This window comes from Microbulbifer sp. TYP-18 (assembly GCF_040932045.1).
GTDB lineage: Bacteria > Pseudomonadota > Gammaproteobacteria > Pseudomonadales > Cellvibrionaceae > Microbulbifer.
The window spans coordinates 64492-82860 of record NZ_JBFRBC010000011.1 but is presented as its reverse complement, the minus strand read 5'-3'; the positions used below and the strand labels follow the sequence as shown (position 1 = coordinate 82860).

Annotated in this window: 13 protein-coding genes; 7 read left to right on the top strand and 6 right to left on the bottom strand. The window is 50.0% G+C overall.

Annotated features, from left to right (window positions below; genetic code table 11):
• Positions 1-98: 98 nt before the first annotated feature.
• Both ahpC and ahpF read left to right on the top strand, forming a co-directional pair.
• Complete coding sequence (gene ahpC, locus ABVT36_RS10910; protein ID WP_367151111.1) at positions 99-665, top strand: alkyl hydroperoxide reductase subunit C; 567 nt, start codon at positions 99-101, stop codon at positions 663-665.
• 69 nt (positions 666-734) lie between these two features.
• Positions 735-2342, top strand: a complete 1608-nt coding sequence (gene ahpF, locus ABVT36_RS10905) for an alkyl hydroperoxide reductase subunit F (protein ID WP_368456603.1) — start codon at positions 735-737, stop codon at positions 2340-2342.
• Between the two features lie 89 nt (positions 2343-2431).
• On the opposite strand, the gene ABVT36_RS10900 is transcribed toward ahpF, so the two are convergent.
• Positions 2432-3706 carry a hypothetical protein gene (locus ABVT36_RS10900; RefSeq protein ID WP_368456602.1) on the bottom strand — a complete coding sequence of 425 codons (1275 nt, stop codon included), beginning with the start codon at positions 3704-3706 and terminating at the stop codon, positions 2432-2434.
• A 1120-nt stretch (positions 3707-4826) separates the two neighbouring features.
• On the opposite strand from ABVT36_RS10900, the gene ABVT36_RS10895 reads away from it, so the two are divergent.
• From ABVT36_RS10895 to ABVT36_RS10880, 4 genes are all read left to right on the top strand, one after another.
• Entirely contained in the window at positions 4827-5924 is a 1098-nt protein-coding gene (locus ABVT36_RS10895) for a hypothetical protein (RefSeq protein WP_368456601.1), read from the top strand.
• Positions 5925-5929: 5 nt separating this feature from the next.
• Positions 5930-7192, top strand: coding sequence for a hypothetical protein (locus tag ABVT36_RS10890; protein ID WP_368456600.1), 1263 nt, complete (start codon positions 5930-5932; stop codon positions 7190-7192).
• A gap of 470 nt (positions 7193-7662) precedes the next feature.
• Positions 7663-8598 carry an AraC family transcriptional regulator gene (locus tag ABVT36_RS10885; protein WP_368456599.1) on the top strand — a complete coding sequence of 312 codons (936 nt, stop codon included), beginning with the start codon at positions 7663-7665 and terminating at the stop codon, positions 8596-8598.
• A 108-nt stretch (positions 8599-8706) separates the two neighbouring features.
• Complete coding sequence (locus tag ABVT36_RS10880; RefSeq protein ID WP_368456598.1) at positions 8707-9231, top strand: redoxin domain-containing protein; 525 nt, start codon at positions 8707-8709, stop codon at positions 9229-9231.
• A gap of 241 nt (positions 9232-9472) precedes the next feature.
• Here ABVT36_RS10880 and ABVT36_RS10875 read toward each other — a convergent pair whose 3' ends face one another.
• The 5 genes from ABVT36_RS10875 to ABVT36_RS10855 form a co-directional block, all read right to left on the bottom strand.
• Positions 9473-11023, bottom strand: a complete 1551-nt coding sequence (locus ABVT36_RS10875; RefSeq protein WP_368456597.1) for an MAC/perforin domain-containing protein — start codon at positions 11021-11023, stop codon at positions 9473-9475.
• A 481-nt stretch (positions 11024-11504) separates the two neighbouring features.
• The gene (locus ABVT36_RS10870; RefSeq protein ID WP_368456596.1) at positions 11505-13922 is read right to left on the bottom strand and encodes a hypothetical protein; all 2418 of its coding nucleotides are present in this window, start codon (positions 13920-13922) and stop codon (positions 11505-11507) included.
• Between the two features lie 48 nt (positions 13923-13970).
• Positions 13971-14591: a hypothetical protein gene (locus ABVT36_RS10865; protein ID WP_368456595.1), complete on the bottom strand. Its 621-nt coding sequence runs from the start codon at positions 14589-14591 to the stop codon at positions 13971-13973.
• Positions 14592-15070: 479 nt separating this feature from the next.
• Positions 15071-15781, bottom strand: coding sequence for a response regulator transcription factor (locus ABVT36_RS10860; RefSeq protein WP_368456594.1), 711 nt, complete (start codon positions 15779-15781; stop codon positions 15071-15073).
• On the bottom strand, positions 15762-17855 hold the full coding sequence (locus ABVT36_RS10855; protein WP_368456593.1) for an ATP-binding protein: 2094 nt from the start codon (positions 17853-17855) through the stop codon (positions 15762-15764). Before ABVT36_RS10855 ends, ABVT36_RS10860 begins: the two co-directional genes overlap by 20 nt.
• Positions 17856-18061: 206 nt before the next feature.
• Between ABVT36_RS10855 and ABVT36_RS10850 the strand changes: the two genes are divergently transcribed.
• Positions 18062-18214: a hypothetical protein gene (locus ABVT36_RS10850; protein ID WP_368456592.1), complete on the top strand. Its 153-nt coding sequence runs from the start codon at positions 18062-18064 to the stop codon at positions 18212-18214.
• The last annotated feature ends 155 nt before the right edge of the window (positions 18215-18369 follow it).

Sequence of the window (18369 nt, the reverse complement as noted above, 5' to 3'; positions counted from 1 at the left end):
TATAAATATTGATCATTTCTATTAATACAGGGCAGTCAATAGAATCAATCTCGAAATGAATACTTGCGATGGCAAGCCAACAACCTGAAGGAGCAATCATGTCCCGCTATATCCAGTCCGAAATCAAACCCTTTCGGGCCAAAGCCTACCAGACCGGAGACTTCATCGACGTCAGCGACGCCGACCTGAAAGGCAAATGGTCTGTAGTCTTCTTCTATCCCGCTGACTTTACTTTTGTCTGCCCCACCGAACTCGGCGACCTGGCGGACAACTACGCAGAGTTTCAGCAACTGGGTGTGGAGATTTACGCGGTATCCACCGATACCCACTTCACCCACAAAGCGTGGCACGACAGCTCGGAAACCATCGGCAAACTGCAGTTCCCGATGATCGGTGACCCCACCGGCACCATCACCCGCAACTTTGGCGTGATGATTGAAGAGGAAGGCATTGCGGACCGCGGCACCTTCGTCATCGATCCCGACGGCCGCATCCAGATAGTAGAAATCACCGCTGGGGGTATCGGCCGCGATGCCCAGGACCTGCTGCGCAAGATCAAGGCCGCTCAATACGTAGCTGCGCACCCGGGTGAAGTCTGCCCCGCAAAATGGAAAGAGGGCGAGGAAACCCTGGCGCCGTCCCTCGATCTGGTTGGCAAGATCTGAGCCTAACACCCTGTTGGCCCGCCTTCGGGCGGGCTTTTTTACAACATCGATTTTACACAGGATACACAGATGTTGGATGCAACCCTGAAGCAGCAGCTGGAAACCTATCTGCAAAAACTTGTCAATCCGATCGAAATTCGTGTGTCCGGTGACAAGAGCCCCAAGTCACGGGAACTGGAACAGCTGGCCGGGGAAATCGCCGCCCTCTCCCCCAAGATCGGCATCGCGCCGGGGGTTGGCGAGCGCACGCCGAGTATGGCTATAGCCCCGCGCGCAGAGCAGCCCCGGGTCAGCTTTGCCGGCATTCCCCTGGGCCATGAATTCACCTCTCTGGTATTGGCCATACTGCAGGCCGGCGGCCACCCCCCCAAAGAGGACCCGGATTTGCTGGAGCAAATCCGCCAGTTGGACGGCGACTACCATTTTACGACCTATATCTCCCTCTCCTGCCAGAATTGCCCGGATGTGGTACAAGCCCTGAACCTCATGGCCACCCTCAACCCCCGCATCACCCACGAGATGGTGGATGGCGCCCTGTTTCAGGACGAAGTGACACAGCGCAATATCATGGCGGTACCCGCGGTTTACCTGAACGGAGAGCATTTCGCCCAGGGGCGCCTGTCCCTGGCGGAAATCGTCGCCAAGCTGGACCAGGGCGCGGCTCAGCGCAACGTAGTGCAGTTGAACCAGCGCGCCCCCTACGACCTGCTGGTAGTGGGCGGCGGCCCGGCCGGCGCCGCCGCCGCCATCTACGCCGCGCGCAAAGGCATTCGCACCGGACTGGTTGCGGAGCGCTTCGGCGGCCAGGTGATGGATACCGTCGGCATAGAGAACTTTATTTCCGTACCCTATACCGAGGGTCCCAAACTCGCCGCCAGCCTGGAACAACACGTCAGGGAATATGGCGTTGACATTATCAGCGGACAGAGAGCCACGGCTATCCGGCGCGAGGCACAGTTGCAATTGGACCTGCAGAGCGGTGCCAGCCTCGCAAGCCGCGCCCTGGTGCTGGCCCCCGGTGCGCGGTGGAGAGCGCTGGGCGTGCCCGGCGAGGCCGAGTACCGCACCCGGGGTGTTGCCTATTGCCCCCACTGTGACGGTCCCTTTTTCAAAGGCAGACACGTCGCCGTGATCGGCGGTGGCAACTCCGGCATCGAAGCGGCCATCGATCTCGCCGGTATCGTCGAGCGGGTCACCGTACTCGAATTCGCCGACACCCTGAGAGCCGACCAGGTGCTGCAGCGCAAGGCCCGCTCCCTGGAAAACTTGGAAATAATCACCAGCGCCCAGACCACCGAGATTCTCGGCGACGGCAACAAGGTCACCGGCCTGCGCTACACCAACCGCGTCAGCGGCGACAGTATCGATCTCCCACTGGCCGGTGTATTTGTGCAGATAGGGCTGATTCCCAACACCGAATGGCTGCAGGACAGCGATATGGCCCTGAGCCCCAGCGGGGAAATTCTTATCGACGAGCGCGGTGCCACCTCAGCCCCCGGTATCTACGCCGCCGGCGATGCCACCACCGTGCCCTACAAGCAGATAGTGATCTCCATGGGAGCCGGCGCCACCGCCGCACTGGGTGCCTTCGATTACCTGATCCGCCAGTCGGTGCAGGGCCCGGAGGAAACCGGGGTAGAGGAGACAGCGGACCTGCCGGCCGCAGTCAACGCCTGACACACTGTGTGACCACTGACCCGCGTTGAAAAAGGCATTCCCGGTCCTTTTCAACGCGCCCTAACCCGGCAACTGAATAAGCTGCCGGGTTAGGGCTCGACCGGAGCCCCTTCCACTGCTTCCGCCGCCGCCACAGGGTTCAACTCCCTCCAGTTCTTGCGCGTGTCCGCCTGCTTCACAGTATCCCCCTGGTCCGCGTTTTGCCTCTTGGTCCACCAGTGCAGCTTGATAATATAGTTCTCGATACTGTGATCTTTGACAAAACGCATTTTCCTGCGCCGCAACACATAGCTCCACAGTGAGGTCACCTGAAATCCCGTACTCGGGTTCGCCACCAGCGACGGCGCCGTTTTCAGGTGTGCACTCATCTCCTCCACCGAACTGGTGTCGGGTACCGGTAGCAGGAAACGCACACTGCCCTGGTGGCAGTAGCTTCTCAACCCCAGTACCTTGCGCTGGATCCAGTGAACCCACCGGGGGAAACTGAACAGCACGCCCATTCCCTTGAGCAGGCTCATCCCGAACTTGATCCAATAGGCCTCCGGCGGCAGTTTGGGAACCGGGTCCGCGGCGTTCACATAGCGGTAAACCGGGGTTTTGCACAGGCCCATGAGCGCCGCATTGCCCAGTCGGGGGGCACCAAAGGTGTAGCAGGCCGCAATGGGATTGCAGCCGATCTCGCTGCGAAAGAGCTGCTCAAAATGGAGACAGGCCAGGTTCGCCAGGGCGCCGCCGAGAGAGTGGCCGGTAAAAAATATCGGGTAATCCCGCGCCGCATAGGGCTTGAGGTGTTCCTCCAGCCCCGCCACAACACTGGCCAGCCCCTCGGTAAAACCCGCATGTGCCACAGCGCCCCGCGGCCAGGTTACCCCGCGCAGATACTCCCCCGGTGGAACCATATTAAACCGCAAGTCTGTCTTTACATCCGCCCAGCTTTTCTCGGTACCGCGGAAAGCCACTATCACCAGCGGTGGCAGTGGACTCTTGTAACCCGGATTGTCCAGCGGCCTGGTGGTCAAAACCAAACCCTGTGTATCCGTGTAATTGCCGTCAGTGTGTTTCAGGTTATCCACCAGGTAGAGGCCGCCCCTGTCCAGCTCCCCTATCAATGCCTCCCGCTGAGCCGGGTCCGCCGCGCCATAGCAGGCCTGAATCTTCGCCAGCAGTTGCAGCAGCGAATTCACTGACGCCTCCTCCGCGCCGGCCCGGATCGAATCCGCCACCAGTTGTGGCACTTCTATGGGTTTGTAGGCGAGGCTGCTCACCTGTGCCAACAGGTAGGCCATGCGGTCCGAGTAGGGCGCGCGATTGCCGGGAAAACTGAGATGCTGGCGATCGGAGAAATAATCGATGTGTTTATTCATAACAGTGTTTGATTATCATTCTGGTTTTTCAAAAGTAAATATTCGCAGACAGATGAACAGGGTTTGGCCAGCAACCCGCTACCCTGAACAAAATTGTTTGCGCCCTATATCAAGCCTCTATCCGCTTGCCCTGTGGCGAAACCCGCGCACATATACGTCACAAATCCGTACCAGACAAAGCCATAGAAGGCTTGTCAGCAAGCCGTTAGCTCCGCAGCGCCCCAAAAAAATGGCTTGCGGACCCAGTTTTCAAGCGGGGTTTGCCCCAACCCGGCCCCGGCCCCGGCCCCGGCCCCGGCCCAATAAAAAGCTTTGATCGCATATCCTTACGCGCCATTACAAGTCATTAAACTGAATTACAGCTGTGAAAATTCCTCCACTCCAGTATCGCCGGGTAATTTGGCGGCTAGGGAACCTCTGAATAATTCGGTGCAACCTCAGGCTTTGCGAATCCACAGCTGCCAGTAGTGCCATTACTCCCAACCAAACTAAAACAAAGCGCCCTCATCAAGCACCAATCCCCAAGGTCGTACCGCCACTCGACCGAACTATCATAGCAGAGTGGACCCGACAAAAAACCTCAATGGTTACTGGTCAACGCCTGGGGAGCTTCTTCACACTCAGCTTTGCGGCACACCCAACAGGTTGTTGAAAAAGCCTTCCCTGGCTTTCCTCAATCCGGCTTTATGCGACCGTGTTCCCCGTTGAGACCCCCGGGCAAAGCAATTTACAGTTGGTGCCCTGGCACAATATGCAATATCGGACCAGCGGACTAATTAGCCCTTGATCTTGACGTCTTGTTACTCATAAACTAAGTTCCCCACAAAGACCCACAATAAAGAAAGTTAACCGGCACCAGTTTCAAGCTGAATAATTACATGAGGAGCGGAAGCAGACTCTACCCCAATAGAAAAATCCTGCACCGGGAGTGCAAAACATAAAGTATGTATTCAATATGCGGCAGCCCTGCGCACCCAAAAATTACAATAAAATAGATCTACAATCCCGCAGGAAACCAGGTTTTCATTTAACATTGACCATGCAAAGAAAATAACTGATCAGGTCAATAGCATTATTATTTATTCAACAGTCAATACCCGTCAAAAGGAGTAGATACCCTATGGAGTCAACCATTGCAGATGATGAAAAGAAACTGAACAAGGTCAGCCAGGTCGGCGGCGGACCCGCGCATGAGGGGGACGCGGAGAGGGATGCCAGGGATGCAGATACAGCTCGAGAGGATGCAGAATCCTCCCTGCAAGAAAATATACACGAGAGGATAGAGCGCGACAGGGAACAGGCGGAGCAGGCCATAGAAGCAATAGCTTCCCCACATAAAGCTGAGCTACAGAAATCACTAAACGAAAAATTAGAAACTCTGGAAGAATCTTCACAGAAAGCCATTGCAGAGGTGAGCAAGCTAAAAAGTGAATTTGTTGAAGATATTAAAAATGTAAGGAGTTTGGGCGAAAGATTTAAAAAATTATTGACAGATTCAAGTCTCAGCGAAGCGGAAAGAAACAAAGAAATGGATGCTATTGTAAAATCCATGGAGAAGCTTTCACCGGAATTTGCAGAGGCAATGGAAAATATACGACCAGAAGTCATCTCAACGCTTGCCGCCAGAGATACTTTGCTTTATCTGAAAAAGGTTGTAACGTCTGAATCGACCAAAAAACAAATACAGAAACTGGTGCTATTTCTGGATAAAGCACCGAAAGAGGCTGCATCACTTTTTAAAAATGTGAAAGTAGATGCAACAAAGAAGTTGCAGGAAGCCTTTAAGCCACTGGTGAAAACTGGCAAGATAGTTCTGGGGCTTTTAGCCTTTTTGCTGTTAGATGATATTCTCAAGTCCTTTGAATCTTCCAAACGAAATCTAAAACACAACTACGCAGATGAGAAGGATGCCAAATTAGCAATATCGATGGATAGATACACTTTGATTGTCGAGCATCTGAAAGACGCCTGCAGTGACACTGGCAATCCATTCATGCAGCTCTACTATCAGTTGGGCCAGCTGGCTGTTTTGGACCATGCCTATACCAACACCCTGTCGGAATCAGACTACAGTGACATCGCTTCGATTATAAAAGATCAGCCCATCGCCAATTATCGAGTTATCCTGCCTGAACTGCTTGACTTCAGAGCGGAATCCGGCGAACGGCTTAGCTTAAGACACATCAGAATGATGCTGTTAATAAAATATGTGGAGTAAGAAACATGTCGAGTATCAAACTACCCCAGAACAGTTTAGACAAAAAGCAGTGGGCAGAGAAAACCAAATTAATAGAGAAAATATACAAAGATACAGAAAAACACCTAAAGCATCCTTTTACCTTACCGGACGCGAACGCCAGGGAATACAATTATTACGACAACCAAAATCAGTGGAAATTTTATGTATCTCCGGATAAATTTGCCAGTCCGCTTGGAGTTGATTCCGGAAACAGTAATGGAATAGATTTTCAAAAAACCCTGTGGAAACTGGCTGCAACTGCCTCCTGGGCCGGTGGTGCCGGCGCAGCTACAGCCTTTCAACTGGTGGAAACCTTTTTAGGACCTGCGGACAGTGGAGGCACACAACTAACCTTCCTAATGAATTATATGGAAGATATCGTAAAGCACGAAATACAGGAGGATACCCTAAATACTCTCTATGGGAATATACTCAGTGCCAAGGGATTGTTAACCCGGGATGTCGCCACTTATATGCCTGAAATATTACAGGATGACAAGTACAACACTCTACAGAAGATGTTAATCGACAGACTGCAAGGTGTAGAGGATCTTCTCAATAAAATAAGTGCGCCAGACTATGACGGGAATGATTCAGCGATCATGTTCTATACCATGGGCGTGCTTTGTATAATAGCGCTGAAAAAAGTACTTGCCAGAGTTGACTCTATAAGAAACAACAACTCGGATCCCATGTATTCCATATATACACAGCAGATATTCAACGATCTCGCCAACAAGGAAGCATATCTGGATACACTGGAAAGGAAATTGCACTACCTTATACACAAGCGCTGCTTTATACCCTATACACCAGCGGGAACAAATTACGTGGGCAATAAGTCTAGAGATCTCGAAGGGGAATATGGGAGCATAGCGCAAATATATACCCTGCAGAGAGATAAGGATAAGAAGTACGAAATTAATCCGCTATATAAAACAATTCCGAAAGAAGAATTTTCCTTCCAATTCAAAATATCCGGAAGAAATGCAGACGATAACCAAAGAGCATTTTGCATGGGAGACAACGATGTCGGCCACGAAGTATTCTTCTGGCAAAAGGAGGATAATGAGAAGGAAAGAAATATTAATAACTGCAATATCTACCGATATTCCAAAGGTAGATACTGGTATTTTTTACAGCAGTATGAGGGAATGATCAGAACCTTTTGCAAACTATGTGAAATAGGACGTGACAAAAATCTGTCCTATGAGGATAGGGATCTGGAAGACGGCTTCTGGAATTAAACAAGAGAAGGCGGGACTCCACCAAGCCCGCCTCTCAACAATTCGGAATTGTTCAAATCCAATCCCAGGAAATCTATAATAGCAAAAGTGATTTTCAACTTCACGTCATAAAATTCACTCCGTCCGGGGGCAAATGCACCATCATCAATTACCAGACTGCTGTTGCAAACCGGGGAGTTCGGATTGCAAATAGGCACCCCAAATCGGGGCTGGGAAAAGCCAGGGGGATTGTTTCAACAACCTACCATTAAAGCTATAGAGACTATGTGGCCAGCTAGATCGACCTTGAGCGAATTGATAACACTTATTAAATAATTGGATAGAAATTAACCCCCCATACTTATTCGACAGAAAATCATACTGAATCCTCCATATCTTCAGGCATTTCGATGATCCCAGGTGGAGGATTTGATATTCTCCGGTGCACTGTCTCTACAACTTGTAACTAACCGGCAACTGATTGAAATTCTATGGATGCACTGACCGATATACTGAATACACTGCGCATGTCCAGCAGCTTGTACTTTCGTACCAATCTTACAGCCCCCTGGGGGGTGGAGGTGCCCGCAAAAGGGGCCGTTGCACGCTTCCATATCGTGATAAGGGGAAACTGCTGGTTGCAGGTTGGAGACGAAACGGAATGGACACCTATGGCAAACGGCGACCTGGTCATTGTGCCTCACGGGACTTCGCATCGACTGGTGAACGAAAAGACCACGGAGGCACGCCCCCTGGATGATGTTTTGCAGGAGGTCGGCTTTACCGGCTCCGGACCTCTGGTCTATGGCGGTGGCGGCGCTGGCTGCACCCTGGTCTGTGGCGAATTGGCGTTCGACGCTCTGGGTGTGCACCCCCTCCTGGAGAATTTACCCGGCAAGCTGTACGTCTCCGGCGACACCAGCTACAACGCCAAATGGCTGGATAGCGCTATAGGGTTTATAGGACACGAGGCCGCCAAGCTGGACCCGGGCGCTCACGCCATTATTTGCAGGCTATCTGAGATTATCCTGATCCAGGTGATACGCACCTATTTGGCCACCAGCAAAGAAATTGTGCCCTTTTTATCCGCCTTTACCAGCTCCCGTATTGGCAAGGTACTGTCTGCGATCCACGCGGAACCGGCAGAGGACTGGACTGTCGAACGCCTGGGTCAGATGGCCAATATGTCCCGCTCCTCCTTTTCCAATCACTTTGCGGAATTGGTGGGAATGAGCCCTTTGCAATACATTATCTTTGTTCGCCTGCAACTGGCAAGCCGCTTATTGATTGAAACCTCCAAACCATTGATCAATATCGCAGAGAATATTGGCTACCGCTCGGAAGCGGCATTCAGCCAGGTTTTTAAACGACAGTATGGCATCAGGCCCGGTGAATTCCGCCGCAGCCATACCAGAATTGTGTCATAGGCCGGTTCAACTTTTAAAAAAATTGAGAGTTTCATTGATCCTTTTGGAATCAATACAGCATCCCTCGCCCGCTGTTTGGCATTACTCGCTCTGCAAAAGCAGGAGGAAATGATGAATATTAGCGCAATAGAAAATTATGTATCCCAACTGGAACTAACCGATATAGAGGGAAATAAAATTCCTATTGGAAATGGCAACAAGATCTGGCTATCCATATTTCGCGAAGCAACTTGTCCATTTTGTAATATACGCGTGTATGAAATGACCCAAAAAGCGGAATATTTTCTTAAAAGCGATATTCGCATAGTTGCGATTTTCAAGTCTTCCAGCTCCGATACAAAAAAATTTATTGCACAGCAACCAAGGCCATTCCAGATCGTAGCCGATCCGGATGCGTCGATCTATCGCGGATTAAGCCTTCGATCCTCCTTTAGCGCCAAGCTAAAAGCTATATTGCTACAAATGCCGCGATTACTGCAGGGGCTGTCACTGACCGGCACAAGGGGCCTGGTAACCAGCAACCAGTTGCCAGCGGATATTCTGCTGGATGGAAAAGCCAAAGTCCTCAAAATCTATACGGCAAAAGACATCTCGGATCATATCCCCTTCTCGGAAGTAGACCGGTTTATTTAAGGCCTGTTGACACTAACAAGCATTTTTTAAATATCAGCCATCGATCTGCTGCTCTGAGCAGAGGGGCTGCCTCTGGTTTCGCGCCCTGCGGCGTTAGAAATTGCTTATGTGGACCCACCACACTCCGCAATTCCTGCCTTGCAGGCCACAAAACCTGAAGCAGCAGGGCTATCTCAGTTAGTGTGAACAGGCCCTAGTTACCGCGTTGATAAGTGGGGGCCTTCCTCTACCTGGCTGCCTATTACTTGAATTTCTTTTTCCTTAAAGTCAGATACAGATCGCCATACTCGAATTTATGTTTGGACGAGGAATAGGTCAGGTGGTTGTGACATATCAATTGGTGATGTCCATTGTCCGAGCCTACTCGGCTAGTGTGATTTTCTGAGACATCGAGCGCACCCAGAAACTCAAAATATTCATCCCCTTCATTCATATCCTCATACTTACGGAAATGTAGATGCACCGCCATCCCTACGGTATGCGAATAGTCCTTGGGGTTAGCTGAGCGGAACATTGTAATCGCCGGTGCATATGTGTTTTTGGAGCTTCCCCACTCATAATAATTTTCACCTGCCGAAACGCACCGACCTCCCACCAATCGATAATTTTGGCCTTCAAATTCAAAAATTGAAACGCCACGATTCCAATCAGTGATATTATTACTGCACAACATCAAGGATGCAGCCGGCCATTCCCAGGGTGGATTGGGGTGGCTCATGGGGTTTTTACTCTGCCCATAGGCGAGCTTTGTTTTAGTTCTATGATCACCAAAGTCCAGACCCTCGGGGACTATAAAGGTCTTATTTGTCGGTTTTTTCGCGGCTTGATCCTTATAACAAATGGTATAAAATCCATAAATAACGGGAGAATCCAGCACGGCATCTTTATTTTCCGCGTAATTTTCAAAGGCGTTTTTTAATTCAACTTTCCGTGCATCACTGTCGGCAAGCTCCCATATCCCCATTAGCCCGTCTTTTGAAGGTTGAATGGGCACGGGGTTCTCTTTAACGGCATCAAAATAACCCTTGGAAAAGGCATTGATACTGTTGTCATCATTCACCGAAGGTGGTGCTGCACCAAACTGTTTTATATTGGAAACCGATTCAAAGTGTTCGGTTACCTCTGAAGATTCAACATCGATGTTGGAACTCATCGCCACATGTCCCAGTTTTGCATCGAACTCACCGTATACTGTCGCCGTGGCAACGGTCACATCTTCGGTATATGTATCGTCGATGGACATATCGATCGCCAGAGCGCCACCATAAATTAATTCATGGATAAAGTGCGTACCATGATTTCGGAATAGTTCGTAGGGGTCACCCGAATTAATCGCATGCCTGGCGTGGTCTGTAAGGCGTGACTTAAGATCATCCAGATTGGCACTCAGGCGCAGGCTAAAGTAGCTTCTTTGATAACGAAAAATACAAAACCAGCGGCTGCTGGTTGAACCGTGGCTTGTGGAAAAAGCCGCTTCCATTTCCCCCTGAAAAGCCTTGTATTTTACATCAATACCCAGGCCAGCTGTCACTTCCGTATAAACCTCCTCCAGGGATCGCGATATGATTTCCGTATTATTGGCGGAGTGGAGGTTAATAACCTGGATTTGTTTTGGGCACTTGTATTTATCGTCAATAACGATATTACAGTTGCTGTCACTGGTATCCCAGGGTTCAAATAACGACTCGGTAACATTACTTGACAACCAGACTGGATCGGTTAAAAAACCACCTTCGAAAATATTCATCGCCCCACCCAGGATGGGTAGGTTTGGAACTACTGGATGCGTCATAAATTTCCTCTGTATTTATGGATTATTCGTGGCGGAATTTTAATCCTTCTCTTTGTAACCATTCAATAAGCCTGTTATTACAGTCCATTACAAATTTGCATTATTGTTCGGTTTTAACCTAAGCCTCCCCTTCCAGCCAATCCTTAAACTTTAACCTTTTTGCACAATCGATATGGAGTTTTGTGACACTGATCACATTTAGAGTAAAAGCTTGTATAGCTCTCACAAAGCTATGCAAGTGACCGGTACAGCATTGGAGATTACAGGGGGTTGCTGTTCTAATTTACCCTGTGTTGGTTGACAATGATTGGAGCCAGGTCAGTACTGGTAGAACTTACCTGGCTGATATTGTAGAAATGGGGTTATATCCTTTGTTCTTGCGAACAGTTCAGTTGAGTTGATATGGTTGTTAAATGGAACCTAAGACCCTTCGCATCGTCTCCGATCTGCGAAACCGAGAGAAGGGTCTCTATTTACCTTACTAAGTGATGCTTATTCCATTTTTACACTTACCATAGGAGAGCAGGTAGGCGACACGAAACGGTTTAGAGTTTGTGTTGATTTTCGCCTGGAGTTCGGGGTCATCGCAGAAAACCCACAATTCATCCACCCACTGTTTGCTGGGCTTGAGCATCATGACTTGAAAGCCGTATTCACTAACACCGTCATCTTCTATCGGCGCTGGCACGTCAAGTGGATCCACCTGAAGAATCTGACCTCTGACATCGACCGTGTTGATACTGCCCTCATATTTGGCGCCGATCGTCAGGGTTTCCTCGCCATAGATACCTTCGCCGAATCCAAAAAACTCGATGCCTTCTCCTCCAGACGCGCCAGCTGTAATTTTGGCATAGACATCCCAGCCAAATTCGGTTCCCTTGGTCGTTTTGCCGGTGTAAGTTTTCACCTGTTCAGACGCTTCTGTCCATGCGATGTTGGCATCTTTCGGAGCCACCTGGTTAGGTCGGAGAACTTTTCCGACATAGTCACTTCCCCATGGTGCATATGGCCATTCATCCATACCCGGAGGTAGAATTCCAGCCATTGGCCCCCCTTTTTGGTTGGGATCATAGTCACCATTTGCGATCGCCTGATTTCGCGCGTCTATGCGCTCATTCAATTGATCTTCCAACTGTTTCATTGTTTCATTGATCGCGCTCTCGGTATACGAGGTTAGATCACCAGGTGTCACATAATAACTCGTAAAGTCGAGATCGACCGCCTCTGTATAGCGCGGCACAAGGGATACAATCGAAGGCGAGTTTGTATCCAGCTTGCCATTATTATCAAGCATGTGGACGTCGTTTCGGACCATCACTGTGCCATAGCAAAATACCGTGCCATCCGGAACTACTTCGCCTTCATCATCTGTTTGGGTCGTGTGGATGATTTCATCCAGCACTTGATTGCTCACCGCCTCTGACCATTTACCTGATAACCCAAAGCCTGCCTGAAAGTTAAAATATGGCGCGATGCCTTTCGTCCCTTTAACGAGATAATTGTATCCAAACTCTCCCATCACCGCGTGTTGAACTTCCCGAGAGCTGGTTTTTTCACTGAGGTAATGAATGGAACCGTGAGAGCGACGGGCATAGTCGGAGCCAGGGGCTTCCGTAGTGTTGGACTCTGGAAATGGCATCGGGGAATCAAAGAGTGCACGAACGACTAAAGAAGAAGTATTGTATTGGCTTTTTCCATAGGTTCCTGTCGTATCTGAGATATTATAGATTTCAGCAGCGTCCGTGCGGCGAAGCGATCCATAGTTTGAGTACTTACCCTTAATGTGATCATCGACCAAGAAGATGTTCTCGTAGATGTCATAATAATATTCGTTTTTATCTGAACTTTCTAATGCCGGACTATTTTCCGGTACACTCTGTCTCTTACCATCAACTTCTTTGTAGGGACTGCCGACGATGAATGAAGCCAAAGGCATCTTTTCAGAGGAATGAGGGCTATTCCACACCAATGTCTCAGGTGTCAAGGTACCGACAATGTTACTTAGATCACTATTAGTTTCGGGATCATTCAGAATTAACTTGCGAAATACCACATCTTTATCATTGCTGCGACAATAATAGAATCTGGGGTTTCCTATAGGGTCTAACGCTGCATAAACGCCTCGCAAGCCTCCGTCAAGATTGATAACGGCAGAGTCACCATCAGAGAGCTCTTCACCCTTGTGCTCAAAAATAGTGATCCAAGCTTCGTTGTCTTCATGCTGCCCGGTAGCGACATAGATTTTCCCGAGACAAATGAAACTACATGCGGTGACTTGACTCCCAAGCGTTGATTTCTGTTCATTTTCTCCGCCCTTCATCGTATAAGGGTTGCTCAAAGTTAGCCCTTGAGCATCATCCTTCAATTGCTGTTCGATGTCCACCTCGGAAAACCGCATAGTCTTTCCATCCTGCTCTTGCCAACCAATCAGTAAAGATTGGTTCGGGAGCCTGGTAATACAGCAAGCCCGAAGCATATTTGGTGTGTCTCCCTCATAGGTAAATGGTATCGGCTCGCACCAGCCTCCTGTGCTTTGAATCCCTTTGACATCCTCCACTCTCGACTTTCGCGAAATCTTGAGAGTCTGATTGTCTGCATTGTCAATCCAAAGCATATACAGATAAAGTTCTGACACAACTGCTGAGATCGCATGTCTCGTGTAAAAAGAGGTGCCCTTTGCGGTTTTTATTGTCTTGATTTGCCATTCACTCGATTGAGTTAATGAGTCGAAATCGCCGGACTTCAGGTCTGCCAAAGTACCCTTCGATTCAGAGATGGCATGATTACCGTTCATGTTGCCCAGATAGTAGAGGCTACCGTCAAATACCGCAGTTGCACCTGTGTTATTTGCATTTGGTGTATCCGGGAGATGATATATAGATGATTCCTGATATGACATTCTGTTTTCCTTTTTTAGTCATGTTGAGAATGCAACTGTGCGGGTGCATCAGCTGCCTAGCGAGGTGGTAACACAGGTGTCGGGGGCAATTGCTATTGCCTGGCCGATGTTCCTGCAACCCAAGCTACTGGTTAATTTAACTGCATTGATCGGATGAACCGCCTCAAGCAGTAAACGAAGATGGAGCATGTCTCGATAGGGAAGGCAGGAAACTGCTTTCTCCGAAGAGGTTTTATTTATTCCCGACTGTAGATTTTCCGCCATGATCGTGCGCAAAATGATAGCGCCTTTGATGACGTTGCTATCGACGAAGCGGATCAGGGCTCGCGCCACACTGATATCGGAATCGCTGACGCAGATGACAAACCGTTCCCCGGCCATCAACCACATTTTTCTTGTGTCGCAGAGCCGCTTCTTATCCCCGGTAATATCACAGAGTATTTTTTCAGGCTGTGCGGAAACAGGAATGAAATCAGGTGCAGCCAGAAAATTGATACTGTCGTCGCAGGCATCCTCGTCGTTTATCATTCCATCACTATCGGTGACATAAAATTTATTTGCACCCGAATCCAAAATGGCTTTTCTGAATACTTCAGGATGAAGATAACCAGGCACCTCAACTATCTTCCCTGCTGACACATTGTGCGGGTATTTCCGTTTGTTTCTCAAAATCAAAAATGTCCGTATATGCTTTTATACTTTTATTCATTCATGTAACGCCCCAGGTTAAACACCGGAATTATTAGCTGTGCGGGATCGGAGGCCTCCCTGCCGATGTCGTTCAACGGGTCGCTGACATCGTCTTGCCAAATCCGGATTTCGTCAAAGTTGGCATAGGCACACGCCCGGAAAGTTGGAGTCTGGCTTCTGGTTCAAATTCGATGGTTCAGAACTTTAACGTTTCCTCCTAAACGAGTCTTACGTTCAGTTCTTAATGAATTGTTAATGTGTATGACTGGTTGCATAAGCGGGTTTCTTACGCAGTGTTATAAGGTTTTCAGCGGCTTTTTCTCTGCAGGGTGCTTTTTTGCGGGGAGTAATTAGAGGGTGATTAGAGATTGATTAAGACGGCGGATGGATTAGCCGGATGTGGACCAGCTAATCGATATTTTTTGAATAGTGATCTTGCAAGAGAGGACGTTTCGCTATCAGCTATTTTCCAACAAAGGCTCGCTGTTTGTTTCGACAATGCGGTAACCAACTCCGTGCACTGTGATAATTACCTGCTGCTCTTGTTTATGCTTCAGCTTGGTCCTCAGGCGGCTGATGATGACATCCAGACTGCGGGTCGAGCCAGATTCACCATCGGCCCGCAGGATGTTGAGCAGACGATCGCGCTGTACGACTTTACCGGATACCCGGGTTAAGGCCGCCAACACACGATACTCGCCGTCACTCAAGGCTACACTGGCTCCATCCGCGTAGCGGATAGATCGTGCCCCAAAATCCAGACTGGCATGATTGAATTGGTAGTATCTGCTGTCTTCAGTCAAAAGCAGACGATCTCTGCGTTTTAAAGCCTTGATCCGTGCTGAAAGTTCCGGCAGCTCAAAGGGTTTCGGCAGATAATCGTCTGCCCCCATTTCCAGGCCAACCACGCGGTCCACGGGGGCAGACTTTTTCGAGATCATGATGATACCAATCCTGGGATTGGACCGCCGGAACGTATCGATCAGTGCGAGTCCGTCGCAATCCGGTAGCAGAATATCCAACAATACGATGCCGGGCTTGCGCGAGAAAAAGATTTGCCGAGCTTCTTTACCTGTGCCCACAGCATCGACCTGATATTCCTGGCTGTTGAGATACTTAACAATCAACGAGCGGGACACCGGCTCATCCTCAACCAATAGTATCCGCATGATCACGCTTCTCAATGTCGTCGGGGATATCGATCACATAATCCCGCAAACTCTGGATGGTAGTCTGGTACAGCTCAGAAACCTCAACCGCAGCCTGTCGCGCTTGCGATTCGCTTATGGTGGTGGCTGAAGCCTCAATTCGGTCGCAGGCAAGATACAGGGCTTTCAGCCCCAGCATGGCCGCCACGCCAGCGAGACGATGAGCGCTGTGCGTTATCGCCTCTGCTCTGTTTTGGTTCAAGGCTTCGACCAAAGCAACATGACAGGTGGCACTGTGTTGCTCAAATTCTTCCAGTACCGCTCTGAAGATTGACGGTGGCAGGGCGTGACAGTGGCCGTCAAGTTGGGCCTGATCGACCAGGGGGACGGCATCCGCCACGTTGGGCAGTTGTTCGCTCTGTGTAACAGCAACACAAGGTTCAGCTTCGGCCACCATGATACCTAGCTCCACCAGGATCTCCAAGAGTTGAGTCAGCTCGAAAGGTTTGGGTAGGAAAGCCTGGCAACCAGCCTGTAAACTCGCCTCCCGGTCGGTTGCAAAGCTGGAGGCACTGATCATAACAACGGGTGTCCGGAGTCCTCTACCTCTCAAAATGGCTACCGTCTCCAGACCATCCAACCCGGGCATGCGCTGATCCATGATGATCAGATCTGGCGGATGATTGTCCACCCGCTCCAGGCATCGCTCGCTGCTCTCAGCCTGATCCACCAGAATCCCCAAGGGGCTGAGCAACTCTGCCAATAAGGTGCGATTGGGTTTGACGTCGTCCACCACCAGGATTCTGGGGACCTTGCCAGTAGCGGGGGTAACCGGGGCAGAGCGGTTAATATTCTGGTGCTGTGCTTCCGGCTGGACGGGAATACTGAACCGGAAGGTACTCCCCTCGCCGACCCGGCTCTTCACACCGAGTGTTCCCCCCATTATCTCTACCAGTCGATGACTGATACTCAAGCCCAATCCCAGACCCTTTTCCACCCCGCCTTTAGTGTGTACCTGATGGAATCGCTCGAAGATTCTCTCAGATTCATTGGCGGCAACCCCCGGCCCTGTATCGGTAACCGAAAGGGTAAGCAGGCCATCGCTATAAGTTACCTCCAGCGACACGCTGCCGTGGTCGGTGAACTTTATCGCATTTCCCAGCAGATTGATCAGCACCTGGCGCAGCAGACGAATATCACAAACGAGCGCTGCAGGCAGGGTGGTTGGTATCACCAGATTGAGGGAGAGTTTCTTGTTATCAGCGCGCAACTGAAACAGGCGGATTAAATCCGGAAACAGCTGCCTGGGTTTCCATGCCGTCAATTCCAGCTCCACGCGGCCGTTTTCGATGCGCACCAGGTCGAGAAGGTCATTGATCAGTACCAACAGATGTTCTCCCCCCTCTTGAATCGCCCTGGCATGGCGTTGGTAACACGGTTGCAGATCGGGGGCGGCGGTCAATAATTGCGAAAAACCGAGAATGGCATTCAGTGGAGTACGCAGTTCGTGACTCAGGTTCGCCAGGAAGACACTCTTAGCCTGGTTTGCCGCTTCAGCCGTCTCCCGTGCAGTTTGCAGCTGTTCTGCCCGCTGCTGGCTTTGCTCCAGGGTACGGCGCAGAGTGTCGATCATCTTCCATACGGTGTAGGCGGAGATGCCAGCGAGTATGCTCAGGTTATAGGCGCTCAGCACCCAGGTGCTCGGTTGCCGGATAAAAGTCTCAAAATCGATAGGGAAGCTCCACCCCCAGCCAACCACAGCGACACCGACTGCCCCAATGGTCAGTGCTGTTAGCACAATGAGAAAAAGCCCTACCTGCACCGGCAACAACAACATGGCTATCATGGTGATCAGAATGAGTACACTCTTGGCGTCAGTTTGCGGGCCTGAGAGAAAGAAGCCGATAGCTGCAGCTAACCACCACAGGCCCACGAAGAGGATCGCCCGGGCAAGGTAAGGAATACGTTTTCGATAGAAAATCAACAGCAAAAAGAAGCAATATAAGACGAGCCTGACGGTGTTGTTGGGGGCCCACCCGATCTCATAGGCGCGGACGCTCATAATCACCATCCCCGGAATGTAGCAGACAGCCATGACCAACATCAGTCGATCGAGCAGGTGCGTCCGAGTTTGGTCAAAGTTTTGTTGGAGAGTCATAGTGATAGAAGAGTACCAGGTGCCCTGTAGAAAGCGGGGAGCACGCTACTACAGAACCAACCTAATAGAAACTGAATGGCTTGAACCTTTTACACCGCATGGTATTGAGACTACTGCATTCTATTAACCCGGCAATCAAGTAAATGAAGCATAATGCGGATATGAATAATGAAGCTTCCCGCAAACTGTCTCCCTCGGCTCAAGAGGAAAAACGAAAACTCGCTATCAAGCTCTGGAAGCAGGGAATGTCCCAGAAAAAGGTTGCAGAGATAGCGGGTACCACACCGCGACTATGAGCGGATGGGTGAAACGATTCGAGACCGAGGGCCTGTCAGCCTTGACGGCCAGAAAACGTGGTGTATCCCTTGGTGAACACCGACGTTTAACGGCTGAGCAAGAGAACTGCTTATGTAACTCATGCCTGAATGGTTATTTCCGGCTGAAATCATTT